Here is an 11564-nt window from a genome sequence, read left to right as displayed (position 1 = left end):
ATCCATGATAAGAGTATGTCAAGGGAAAACGGAGATTTCCCTTAGCCCTCCAAACAGTTGCGCTCCTGGTGGCGTCTTTCTCCCCTCGCCATTGCGCCCCGATCTTTTTAATCCCATGGTCCACGGTTGATCCGTGACCAGACATCCATTTGCTGTCTCGAACCTGGCTGCAATAAGTCTATAGACGGCAGCTTTTGTAAATGGTCCTCACAGAAGATTGAGTTAGGGCCAAACCCGCTGGCCTCGAAACAGTATAAACGGCGCCTCATAGAATTATTATCCAATCGCGCAGTCCCCAGACCGCGAGGCCCAGCGGGAAAATCGTTCTTGCAAAGCATGGCTATATCATCGTTCGGTGGCTCAGGCCGCCCAGGCAGCCAGTAAGCTCCGGTGCGAGAATGGGTTCCAATTTAGCTCGTCGGAGCACCGGCTGCTTGCTGGCGGGTTAACACCTCAGGCGGCCTTCATATCTCTGGGCACGAAATCCGTCTGCCTCCTGTCCACGGCCAAGAGGAAGGCGATCAATTTACGCGCCACCGCTAGCGTAGCCCGGTTGCGGTGACTTCGCTGAAGTTCACGGGCATACACCTCAGCCAATTCAGGGTTAAAGCGAGGCGCGAGTTTAGCCGCTTCGATCAACATAGTCTGCAAATGTTTATTGCGTTTCTTCGAGATAGGCCCGCGCTGATTCTTTCCGGCCGATTCCTTTTGCGCGCTTGAAAGGCCGCAATAACTGACGGCCTGACGCACGCTCCCAAATCGTCTCGGGTCCCCTACTTCCAAAACCCAGGTCAAGGCCGTCACCTGGCCCACTCCCTCAATGGTCATTAACCGCCGGACTCGATCTCGAATATCCTCCTCATGGGCCAAGGCCTCGAGTAGTTGCTGCTGAATACCTTTGAACATTTCCATACTGCTCCGAGTCAGACGCAGCATCTGAATCACTGAGTCCGGCACGTCTTCAATGTTATCCAAAAGATTATGAAAATACTTCTTCCCATATAGGCGCTTCTTATTGTAAGGCGTTCCGACCTCCATCAAAAGACCGGCCATCTTGTTCTTCATCCGCGTGGCCTCACGCACCATCAGGTTGCGGTAGCGTAATACACGGCGCAATTCGCGAATCTCCTCCGGGGCTATATAACATTCCGGCAAAAAGTCGCAACGCAACAGGTCAGTAATCTTCTCAGCATCCAGCCGGTCACTCTTTTTCTTGGCCGCGGTAATCGCCTTGAGCATCGCGGGATGAGCCACTTTCAACTCCAGAGCATAAGGTCTCAAGAAATCGTAGACCCAACCCGTAAACATGGTCGCTTCCATGGCCCCGATCCATGGCCGACCTATCGCTCCCGCCCATTGCCGCAAGGAGGGACGTGTGGCCTCAACCATCCCACGATTAAGAACTTGACCATCTTGAGTTTTGATACAGAATGAAATCGTTTTCTTGTGGACATCCAAACCAATGTAGTAAATACTTTCCATGAGGTAGCCTCCTTTGGTGGCTTAAGATTCTGAGCGAGCTATATGCTCGGCTCAGCTGGTTTATCTAAAACCATTTCTACCACCAGGAGGTTATCTCTTTCTTTCTTATGCATTCAAACAGTATACTTAACTATTTATTTCATCCCGTAAAGCGGTTGCTGCGCTGAGTAATGTGGTGCGAAACGCCTGGAGCTATTACTTTTGCTATTCGTGATATGATTCAACATGATGGTCAGATGGAGAAAAGTCAATAGTTAAGTATATTGTCTCCGGAACTAGTTACTGTTATTGTTTTACTTCCTCCACATAGCTGACATATTTTGTCATAGCCAGGATAGCTTTTACCGCCCGCTCCGGTGTTGGATAGACAGGTATTCCTTTGCGTACGCATTTTGCCATCCCTTCCTCCTGGGCTGTTGAGTGACCGGGGATAAGAACAATAGGTTTCGCGGCCTGGTCCATAAGTTCAATCACACCTTTAATAAAATTTTCGTCCGTCAGTTTATGGTATGTGATGACAATGAGGACATCCACGGCTTTTACAAGTATTTCAATGCAACCGAGCCAGAATTCCCTTGTGCCTTGGGCCGGCGCCCATGCGATATCAACGGGATTTGTCATGCCACTGGTGGGAGGTATCTTGCCAGTAGTGAAATCTATAAATTCCTGTTGGATTTCCTCTGGTAATGGGGGCACCTCGAGGCCCAAGGGTTCACAGGCGTCGGCCGCCGCCGCACCTCCTCCACCAGATTCCACCAATACGCCAATACGGTTGCCTTTTGGGAGATAGGGAGTAGAGAATGCAATCAACAGATCGTGAAGCTCTTCAAGGTTCTGTGCCTTCAAGATGCCGGCTTGCTTGAAGGCGGCGTCGGTCACCCGGGAAGACCCAGCAAGCGATGCGGTATGAGAGGCCACGGCGCGGGCTCCGGCCTCACTTCTCCCTGTTTTCCATAATACGATAGGCTTGACCTTGGATATGCTCTTCGCTTTCTCTAGTAGACCGTTTCCGTCTTTGACTCCTTCCTGATAGGCGCCAATAACTCGAGTGCTGGAGTCATTGCCAAAATAATCCAGGTAGTCCAGGATGTTAAGGTCAGCCTGGTTTCCCGAGCTGATCACACCGCTGAAGCACAGTCCTCGGAGGGTACCCCAAAGGACCGTATTCTCGCAGACCCAGCCGCTTTGGCCGCAGAAGCCAACAGGCCCTGGCTCAAAGGGGAATTCATAGTCTGCCACAATAGTGTTCAGTTTCACTTGCGGACAGAATAGGCCCATACAGTTGGGGCCGACTACCCTTATGTCTCCCTCCCGGGCTATTTGAAGCACTTTAGTCTCCAGCTCCTTACCCAAGGCGCCAATCTCGGAAAAGCCGGTACCGTGTACCACGACAAACTTGACCCCCTTTAAGGCACACTGCTTCATGGCTTCCTCGGTTGCTGCGGCTGGAATGGTAAGGAGTGCCAGGTCAATCTCATCGGGAACATCTAATACGCTCGTGTATGTTTTCAGTCCCATAATCTCATTGGCCTTGAGGTGAATGGGATAGAGTTTCCCGGTGAATCCCGAACTAAGGAAGGATTTTATGAACCGACCACCAATCTTGGTTATATCGGCTGACGCGCCGACAACGGCCAATGTGGCTGGTTTAAGCAATGGATCAAGGCTTCTAGGTGTCATGTAATCTCCTCTCTAAGCATTCTTTCAATAATATGCTCAGCTGGCGCTTATGCTCCGTAGAATCCTGAGGAACTTGGCCGGACAATCTATCAACCGGGCAACCTGTCCGCAGCATATCTCAGCATCTTTCACATCACCCAGATACTGGGCATGATTTTATGGGAACGTGCATTCAATTAATCATTCAGTTATACCAGCTCAAACTTCAGGATATCTTGCCGGGCGTTCACCTTTTTGATCTTGATCATGACTTCCTGGCCGGGTGTGAGCTTCTGGGCGGAACGATCGGTCAAATCCAGTTCGAGCATCAATTCCTTGACAAAAACCCGCGTGCGATTGGGCAGCACATCGAGCAGAATGGCCTCAAAATTTTTCGGACTCTGAGCCTCGAGGTACCTGAGCAGCCAATAGCGCTTGCGGCGAAACTGGACGTTATGGGCCTTTTTCAAGGCAGGTTCAATCAGGGTCAGGAGCTCCCCGATCTGCTCGCTTAAGTAATACGGCCTTTCCCCGGCGGTCAGCGATTTCACCTGCCTCTGGATGATGAGGTCAATGAAGCGCCGGAGCGGTGAGGTCAGGTTGGTGTAGACATCGAGGCCCATGCCATGGTGGGGTCTGGGTTCGAGACTCCAGCCGACTCGATTAAGAAACCGGCGCTGCTTCAGGCAATCGTAAAGGCCGACCTCGGAAAACTCTCCCTGAATGATCCTCTGGGATGGTTCGTCCTGATAGCGGTACAGGCCCGGCGCACCGGCTTCGGCCAGCAGGCGGGCCGCGAGATGGTTGGCCAGGACCATGAACTCGGTAATCATGGCCCGGCCCGGGTTGTCCCACTGGATGAGGCTTATCCCGATCTGGCCTTCAGGGGCGAGGTAAACGCTGAGCGCCGGCAGAGGCATGATCAGGGCCCCTTGGGCGTGGCGCTGAGCCTTCAGGGCCTGGCTCAGAGCGAGCAATTTCTTCAGGGTGGGGTCTTTCTCCACGGTCTCGTCAACTTCCTGGTAGCTGAGCCGGCGTTTGATCTTAACCAGGCTGGGGAAGAATTCAAAGCTGTCCACCTGCCCGGCCTCGTCAATTTGAGCCAGGACGGAAAAGGCCGGGCGAATACTCCCTTCCTTGAGGCTCAGGGCTTGGTCCGACAAGACTTCAGGCAGCATGGAAATGCGCCGGTCTGGCATGTAAATCGAGGTGGCCAGATGGCGCGCCTCCAGCTCCAGGGGGCTGTCCGGCTGGATAATGGCTGAAACGTCTGCAATATGAATTCCTAAAATGGAGCGGCCGCCTTGTTCTTCGAGGCTGACGGCGTCGTCAAAATCCTCTGAGCCGCTGCTGTCTATGGTCAGGGTGTCCAGGTCGGTCAGATTCCGCCGATTTTCCCTGTCCAGGTCGGCCTGTTCAACAAGGGCCGCGGCTGCGGCCTGAACTTTTTCCGGGAAGGAAGTTTCGATCTGAAGGCGAAGTAAATCCAGGTTCTCATGCCTGTCCATCTCGCCAATCTTGACCAGAAGGTAGAAGGGTCTGAAGGGATCTTTGCCCAGGTCTGCTCTTTCAAGGAGCTTTTGGCCCCATTTATATTCGGCAGCTTCCGGGCCGTAAAGGGCCATGTCGCGGAGGGTCTTAACCACATGGTCCCGGCAGGCCGGATCGTCCGGCGTTTCATCCGCCCAGATCCGGGCCAGCCAGGCCCCTCCTTCTTTCAATTCCCGTTCCCTCTTCTCCTCCTGAATCCGGGCCTGTTCAATCTGCTCGACCCGGGTAGCACTGTGCCGCCGGGCAGACTGAGGACGCATCTTGAAGTGAAGGCCGTTGGCAAACACGGCCCTCAAGGCCGCAGCGACCTGATCAGGACCGATTGGAGGAGGCAGGGCCAGTTCGGCCAGGTACCTGTAATCGAATTCCTCGCCTTCACCCTCGAGAAGCTCCCACAGCTCGAACAGATTGACCTTCGCGGCCAGTGAGGTCCGTCGCGAGGAGATTTCTTTTAATGATCGGACCAGTTCCGCCCGTGGCAGCGACAGATCGAGTCCCAGGCTGGTTTGGTGCAGGACCCGGCTCGAAGCAATGCTCATCTCCCGGTTGCTCTCTGTCAGCAACAGGAGTTTGCTGGCCTTGACCCTGGTGACCAGAGCGGTCAGAAAACCCCTGTTCTCGATGAATTCTATTATTTCTCCCGGCTGCATGAACGCTCCCGCCTCGATCAATTCTAGCTTTTTAACCTAACAGGAGTCCTCAGTCGGTGTCAACAATCGGGGGCGGAGAAATGGGAAATTTTTGAAAGGCGGAGAACGCTTTTTTTTTACATTGTGGGGCAGGCTTTCCAGCCTGCCCGGCCATGGGTAAGGCAGGGGGTAAAGCTCCAGAAGACAAGGCATAAAATATTGTCAGGGAGACCCGCTTCGCGGCCCACCCTGACCTACAAGATTGTGCTATGATTTAAAATAACAATAAAAGCTTATACTTTAAATTTTAATCTTTAGGTAAATAATGACAGCTTGCATTCCAAGGCATACTTCATGAATTCCTCAGCCGTCTGGATAACTACACCCTCAATGAAATCATCCTGGGAAAGGCCCATCATATCCACGGTCATCTGGCAGGCCACAAACTGAACTCCTTCAATCTGGGCCATCTCCTGAAGGTCGTCCAGGTGCGGGACCTGGGCCTGCTCGATCTTACGCTTCATCATCCAGGTGGCCAGGCGGGACATCCCCGGTATAGCGCTTAATGCTCCGGGGGGAGTGACCTTGACCTTGTCAATCCAGCCCTTGCGGATGACGTTCATGCCCATGAAGGTGTAAAAAATCATGGCTTCAAGGCCCAGGCGCCGGGCATTGATGCCCAGGATCAGGGCCGGATACGCTCCTTCCAAAGTGTCGCGCGAACAGATAAGCGCACATTTTTCTTTTTTGTCTTCCATAGTTAAACCTCCGATTTTGACATCTGTTCATCCAGGGTTATGCAAAACGTTTCTTGGGCAACCCTGCATTTAACTTTTGAAAGTATAACATATTTTCCGGCTCCGCCCACCCTCTCCCCTGAACCAATCCGTTTTCCTGCGTGGAAGGCAGAAAATAAAAAAGCCCCCGAACGGGGGCTTCTGCCAGATGGCAAAGGATATTGAACTAGCCCATTTTTTCACTGACAAAGGTCAGGGCCTTGATCTTCAGTTTCTCGGCCTCGGCAAAAAGGCGGGCGCGTTCATTGAGCACGTCCGCCACAAAGACCTCGTCCCTGATGGTCGGGATGTTGATGTCCACGGAAAGCATGCAGGCCCGCAGCGCGGCCTCGCAGACATAGGCGCCGACGCCGACATCAGATATAGCCATCTTATTCCCGAAACGGGAGATCCTGTCCGCCTGTATAAGCAGTTCCAGGCAGGTGCGGCAGATGGTCAGCGGCACCATGGTCGCATTCTTGGCCGCGGCCTGGATGGCCTCTTTGCGCGCGTTTTTTTCCTCATCCGTTTCCTTGGGCATGCGGAAACACTTCATGTAATCTTCAAACGCGGCCATGTCTTTTATGGTCAGTTTCTTGAGTTCCTCGATAGACTTCATGACCGTATCCAGGATTTCCTTGTTTTCGTCCTGATAGTCTTCATACCCCTTTTTACCCTGGGTTAAGCTGGCCACCATGGCGATCATGGATGCGCCGAGCGTGGCCACCACGGCTGAAACGTTACCCCCGCCAGGGGTGGGACTGGAAGAGCTGGCTACGGTTAAAAAGTCGTTGATGGTCTTGGTGTATACTTCTTCAGGCATATCCCCTCCTCCTTCCTAGGCTTCACCCTGAAGGGCGATGGCCTTGAGCAGATTGTTCATGATAACAGTGGTGGTCAGGGAACCGACTCCACCCGGGACCGGAGTGATGGCGTCCACGATTTGTTCGGCCTTGTCGAATTCCACGTCGCCGGTAATACCGCCCTCCTCCTTGGGGTTGATCCCTGCGTCAATGACGACCTGGCCGGGTGAGAGCATGTCTCCGGTAACGAGGTTGATCCGGCCCGCGGCCACGACTACGATTTCTGCGGCCCTGGTGGTGGCAGGGATGTCCTTGGTTTTGGTGTGGCAGATGGTCAGGGTCGCGTCCCGCTTGATGAGCAGCGAGGCCAGGGGCCGCCCGACCGTATCGCCTCGACCGACCAGCGTAACCCTCTTGCCTCTGATTTCCACCCCGGACCGGGCCATCAGTTCCACGCAGGCCAGAGGCGTGGCCGGGATGAGGGCCAGGTCTTCCTGCCCGCCTAAGAGGTAGCCTCGATTGATCGGGTGCACCCCGTCCACGTCTTTTTTCGGGTCCAGGTGGGCCATGACCCTCTCCTTGCTGATGGCCTTGGGCAGGGGTAGTTCGACCAGGATGCCATGAACGCTCTCATCAGCATTGAACTCGTCAATGATACCCAGCACCACCTCCTCAGAGGTGTCAGCCGGTTTGACCGTCAGTTCCACGCCAATACCCAACTTGTCTCCGACCTTCTCCTTGGACCGGGCATAGACCACAGAAGCCTCATCGTCCCCCACGAGCAGCACGGCCAGCTTGGGGTTAATGCCTTTGCCTTTGAGCTTTTCCACCTCCGCGATAATCTCCTCGCGGATCTTATTGGCAATGGGCATGCCCTTGATCAGTTGCGCAGCCATAAAGTGATCTCCTTTCGACTAGGTTGTTTAAACTCAGGGATTTTTTGATTTTCCAGATTTTTGAGTTTGTATAAAAAAGCACAAACTTCCATTCCTTGTCAATCTTTTTCTGACGAAAATCCTTGACAAACCAAACCTGATTGGTGTATCTAGAACATGATAAGTACAGCCGCCTGGATCCAGGCTTAAAGGACCGGGACGGAGGAAATTATGAAAAGCAGTTCACATGAACCCTCGTTAGAGACTTGGTCTGTCGAGGGTTTTTTTTATGACCTGACCAAATCCATTTATCACTGAAAAGGAGGAGAAGTTATGGAACGATCCAAGGTAACGATTCAGAGCCTTTACAATAAAAAGGAAAAAGGCGAAAAAATAACCATGCTCACGGCCTATGATTTCTATACGGCCGCTATGCTGGACCAGGCCGGTATTGACCTCACCCTGGTCGGGGATTCCCTGGGCAACGTCGTCCTGGGCTATGACTCCACCGTGCCGGTGACCATGGAGGAGATGATTCACCACTGCAAGGCCGTGCGGCGCGGCACCCAGTACGCCTTCCTGGTTGGCGACATGCCTTTCATGTCCTACAACGTCACTCATGAGGAAGCCATTCGAAACGCGGGCCGTTTTATCAAAGAGGCCGGCTGCGACGCGGCCAAGCTCGAAGGCGGAAGCGAAATGGCCCCGGTGGTCAGGGCCATTGTTGACGCGGGCATCCCGGTGTGCGCCCACATCGGCCTCACGCCCCAGACCGCCACCAAGCTGTCAGGGTTTAAGGTGCAAGGCAAGGATAAGGAAGGCGGGCGACAGCTCATCGAGTCGGCCAAGGCCCTGGACCAAGCCGGGGCCTTTACCCTGGTCATGGAGTGCATCCCGGACGCCATTGCCGAGAAAATCACCAAAACGGTCTCCATGCCGACCATCGGCATCGGGGCCGGGCCGGACTGCGACGGCCAGGTCCTGGTGACCAATGACCTGCTGGGCCTGTATGAGAAGTTTGTACCTAAGTTTGTCAAACAGTATATCAACCTGGCCCCGATGATTACAAAGGCTGTGAGCGATTATGTTGAGGAAGTGAAGTCCGGCGATTTTCCCGGGCCGGAGCACACCTTCCATGTGAATCCATGAGGCGGGAATAGAAGCGGAAGGAAAAAAATGAAGATCACCATTATCGGGCCTGGGGCCATGGGCTGCCTCTTTGCCGCCTTTCTGGCCGAAGCTAAGCAGGAGGTGTTGCTCCTGGACTACCGTCCGGAACGGGTTGAGCTTTTGAAGCAAAACGGCCTGTTTGTCGAGGGGATCAGCGGGGAACATTGGGTCAAGGTTCGGATTTCAGCCTCACCGGCCGATGCGGCCGATTCCGAGCTGGTTCTCGTGTGCGTCAAGGCCTACCACACCCGGACGGCAGCAGATAGCCTTGCCGCGCATCTGGCCCCGGAAGCTCGCATCCTGACCCTGCAAAACGGAGTGGGCAACGTGGAAATCCTGAGTGAGGTCTGCGGGCCGGAGCGTGTCTGGGCTGGCATAACTTCACAGGGGGCCACCGCTTTCGAGCCAGGACACGTGCGTCATGCCGGAACCGGCCAGACCATCATCGGCGCAGCCTCAGGCCCGGGCCAGGAAGACCGTCTGGCTGAGGCGGCCGATTTATTCAGCCAGGCCGGATTCGCGGCCAATGTCGAGGCCAGGGTCGAGCCTCTGATCTGGTCAAAGCTGATCGTCAACGCGGGCATCAATCCTCTGACAGCCCTGACCCGGCTGAAAAACGGACAGCTTCTTCATTATCCCGGCACCGAGCGGCTCATGGAAGCGGCGGTCCGCGAGGCCGTGGCCGTGGTAAAGGCCATGGGCCTGGCGCCTGTCTTCCCTGACCCCATCGAACACGTAAAATCAGTGGCCCGGGCCACCGCAGGCAATATAGCCTCCATGCTCCAGGACGTCCTGGCCAAACGCCGCACCGAGATAGACAGCATCAACGGCGCGGTGGTGACTCACGGGCAGGGCCTCGGGATCAGCACGCCGGTCAACAAGACCCTGACCGCCCTGGTCAAGACCATTGAGGCCAGCTATGAGGCCAGGGTTTAGTATTTATAAAGGGGAAACTTTTTGAAAAAAAAGTTTCCCCTTTCACAATCTTTTCTCCTACCCTGAAAAATTTTTATCAATAATAGCTTGACTTTTGTTAAAAACAGGCTATTATACCTCAGATCAGTAAAGTAATATCTTTACTGGTATTCGGGTTTCGTTTCGGGGTAAGATCCATTTGTCAAAAGAGGCAGCCTGAAGATTGGAACCATGAAAATTTTTTGAAAGGAGGTTGTCACTATGGCTAATGGAAAAGTGAAGTGGTTTGATGAGCGCAAAGGCTACGGCTTCATTGAGCAGGAAGACGGTCCTGATGTATTTGTTCATCATTCAGGAATCACTGGGAACGGCTTCAAGTCTCTTAGAGAAGAAGACAAGGTTACCTTTGACATAGAGCAAGGCAAAAAAGGCCCTGCGGCAGTAAATGTCACTGTAGTTTAACTAACTGTTCTGAACCCAAAAAAAGGGTATTCCATTGAATTATGATGGAGTGCCCTTATTTATTTTGATATAATAGACAGTGGCAAGTAGGCATAATTTTTAATCTACAAAACCAAACCATTGTATGTTGGCCTTAAAATATCTTCTCTATCCTTAGGACAATCTAAAAAGGGAGGTAAAAAAAATGGCGCGTATCAAAATCAAGGATTTACCAAAGGATCAGAAGATCAGTAAAGGGGAGATGAAGAAAGTCATGGGCGGAGCTTTCTTTACTTCCCTGACACAAGATACCAAACTAGCTTCGTGGAGGACAATTGCGGAGGCAAATATTATAGATGACCCTAGGGCCTTAGAATCGGGAAACGTTTTAGATATTCCCGACATTGCCTGATATTCGGCAAGTATTTTCTATTTGCTTGCAAGGAAAATTTTGGACAAGGAAAAATTTAAGAAATATAGAACCACCCCAGCTAGCCAAAGATTTAGATAAGGTAATTCCCATGTAAAAAATCTTAATAAGGAGAATCGAATTTGGACCTGCTCTTCATACCCAAAGTTTTCCCCAGGGCGAGCGTTATTGGAGGCCCCATACTCATTCATCACAGGATCAAGAACCTTTTCAAAATGGGTTATGGGATAACAGTCCTTGCACCCGCGTATTCAGACGAGGATCACAACGACAATAGCCTTAAGCCATACTGTGAACAGATCATACTTATTGACTCCCCCAGTGGCAGAACCTCTGAGGAGGTGGAAAAATTCAAAGCTGAGCTTAAGCGTCCCCCCTTCTTTCTTTCAGGGGACGGCGCATACGACCCCCGACTCGATGATGTCTTTAGGTCTCTTATTGCAAGGCGCGCTTATGGCGCCATCATCGCCGAGTACTCCATGATGGGCCAGTATCTTGAAGGATCAAAGGAAATCATTCCTCAAAGTACCATGACCATTATCTCTGTCCATGAATGCTATACGCAAGCTTTTCAGCAGCAGGCAAACAAGGGAAAACGCATAAGTAATGGGACGATTGAGGAGCTTTTTGAGTATGAGTTTGAAATGTATCGCTCGGTTGATCATGTCCTTTCCTTGACGCAACAGGATATGGAGGTTCTTATCCGGCTTGCGCCAGATCTGAAAGAAAAGACAAGTGTGGTTCCACATGGCGTTGATTCCAGCTTCTACGTCCCGCGTCCTGAGAAATCGTGGGATACAAAGAACATACTCTTCCTTGGTAATTTTCGCCAT

Annotated in this window: 11 protein-coding genes; 5 read left to right on the top strand and 6 right to left on the bottom strand. The window is 52.5% G+C overall.

Annotation, left to right across the window (positions count from 1 at the left end):
* Positions 1–453: 453 nt before the first annotated feature.
* The 6 genes from JRI95_13685 to JRI95_13660 all read right to left on the bottom strand — a co-directional run bounded on the left by JRI95_13685 (position 454) and on the right by JRI95_13660 (position 7796).
* Positions 454–1482, bottom strand: a complete 1029-nt coding sequence (locus JRI95_13685; protein MBW2062595.1) for an IS110 family transposase — start codon at positions 1480–1482, stop codon at positions 454–456.
* 285 nt (positions 1483–1767) lie between these two features.
* Positions 1768–3162, bottom strand: a complete 1395-nt coding sequence (locus tag JRI95_13680; protein MBW2062594.1) for a CoA-binding protein — start codon at positions 3160–3162, stop codon at positions 1768–1770.
* A 188-nt stretch (positions 3163–3350) separates the two neighbouring features.
* Positions 3351–5342, bottom strand: coding sequence for an RNB domain-containing ribonuclease (locus tag JRI95_13675; GenBank protein ID MBW2062593.1), 1992 nt, complete (start codon positions 5340–5342; stop codon positions 3351–3353).
* A gap of 293 nt (positions 5343–5635) precedes the next feature.
* Positions 5636–6079: a DsrE/DsrF/DrsH-like family protein gene (locus JRI95_13670; GenBank protein ID MBW2062592.1), complete on the bottom strand. Its 444-nt coding sequence runs from the start codon at positions 6077–6079 to the stop codon at positions 5636–5638.
* A 205-nt stretch (positions 6080–6284) separates the two neighbouring features.
* The gene (locus JRI95_13665) at positions 6285–6920 is read right to left on the bottom strand and encodes a cyclodeaminase/cyclohydrolase family protein (protein MBW2062591.1); all 636 of its coding nucleotides are present in this window, start codon (positions 6918–6920) and stop codon (positions 6285–6287) included.
* Positions 6921–6935: 15 nt separating this feature from the next.
* Positions 6936–7796, bottom strand: a complete 861-nt coding sequence (locus JRI95_13660) for a bifunctional 5,10-methylenetetrahydrofolate dehydrogenase/5,10-methenyltetrahydrofolate cyclohydrolase (protein MBW2062590.1) — start codon at positions 7794–7796, stop codon at positions 6936–6938.
* Positions 7797–8108: 312 nt separating this feature from the next.
* Here JRI95_13660 and panB point away from each other — a divergent pair, with 312 nt between their 5' ends.
* The 5 genes from panB to JRI95_13635 all read left to right on the top strand — a co-directional run.
* Positions 8109–8924, top strand: a complete 816-nt coding sequence (gene panB / locus JRI95_13655; GenBank protein ID MBW2062589.1) for a 3-methyl-2-oxobutanoate hydroxymethyltransferase — start codon at positions 8109–8111, stop codon at positions 8922–8924.
* A gap of 27 nt (positions 8925–8951) precedes the next feature.
* Complete coding sequence (locus JRI95_13650) at positions 8952–9881, top strand: 2-dehydropantoate 2-reductase (protein ID MBW2062588.1); 930 nt, start codon at positions 8952–8954, stop codon at positions 9879–9881.
* A 240-nt stretch (positions 9882–10121) separates the two neighbouring features.
* Positions 10122–10322: a cold-shock protein gene (locus JRI95_13645; protein ID MBW2062587.1), complete on the top strand. Its 201-nt coding sequence runs from the start codon at positions 10122–10124 to the stop codon at positions 10320–10322.
* 184 nt (positions 10323–10506) lie between these two features.
* A complete protein-coding gene (locus JRI95_13640) occupies positions 10507–10713 on the top strand; it encodes a hypothetical protein (protein MBW2062586.1) in 207 nt (68 codons plus the stop codon).
* 140 nt (positions 10714–10853) lie between these two features.
* Positions 10854–11564, top strand: a 711-nt coding sequence (locus tag JRI95_13635; GenBank protein MBW2062585.1) for a glycosyltransferase, incomplete at its 3' end; no start/stop codon positions are given.

This window comes from Deltaproteobacteria bacterium (assembly GCA_019308995.1).
GTDB lineage: Bacteria > Desulfobacterota > Desulfarculia > Adiutricales > JAFDHD01 > JAFDHD01.
Note: the sequence above shows the minus strand (reverse complement) of the source record. Positions and strands in the feature narration are given on the sequence as shown.

What these genes read in the sequence shown, in the direction of transcription:
- JRI95_13670 (MBW2062592.1), bottom strand. Translation starts at nt 6,079, where the DNA reads ATGGAAGACAAAAAAGAAAAATGTGCGCTTATCTGTTCGCGCGACACT.
- JRI95_13685 (MBW2062595.1), bottom strand. Translation starts at nt 1,482, where the DNA reads ATGGAAAGTATTTACTACATTGGTTTGGATGTCCACAAGAAAACGATT.
- JRI95_13675 (MBW2062593.1), bottom strand. Translation starts at nt 5,342, where the DNA reads ATGCAGCCGGGAGAAATAATAGAATTCATCGAGAACAGGGGTTTTCTG.
- JRI95_13640 (MBW2062586.1), top strand. Translation starts at nt 10,507, where the DNA reads ATGGCGCGTATCAAAATCAAGGATTTACCAAAGGATCAGAAGATCAGT.
- JRI95_13660 (MBW2062590.1), bottom strand. Translation starts at nt 7,796, where the DNA reads ATGGCTGCGCAACTGATCAAGGGCATGCCCATTGCCAATAAGATCCGC.
- JRI95_13665 (MBW2062591.1), bottom strand. Translation starts at nt 6,920, where the DNA reads ATGCCTGAAGAAGTATACACCAAGACCATCAACGACTTTTTAACCGTA.
- JRI95_13680 (MBW2062594.1), bottom strand. Translation starts at nt 3,162, where the DNA reads ATGACACCTAGAAGCCTTGATCCATTGCTTAAACCAGCCACATTGGCC.
- JRI95_13645 (MBW2062587.1), top strand. Translation starts at nt 10,122, where the DNA reads ATGGCTAATGGAAAAGTGAAGTGGTTTGATGAGCGCAAAGGCTACGGC.
- panB (MBW2062589.1), top strand. Translation starts at nt 8,109, where the DNA reads ATGGAACGATCCAAGGTAACGATTCAGAGCCTTTACAATAAAAAGGAA.
- JRI95_13650 (MBW2062588.1), top strand. Translation starts at nt 8,952, where the DNA reads ATGAAGATCACCATTATCGGGCCTGGGGCCATGGGCTGCCTCTTTGCC.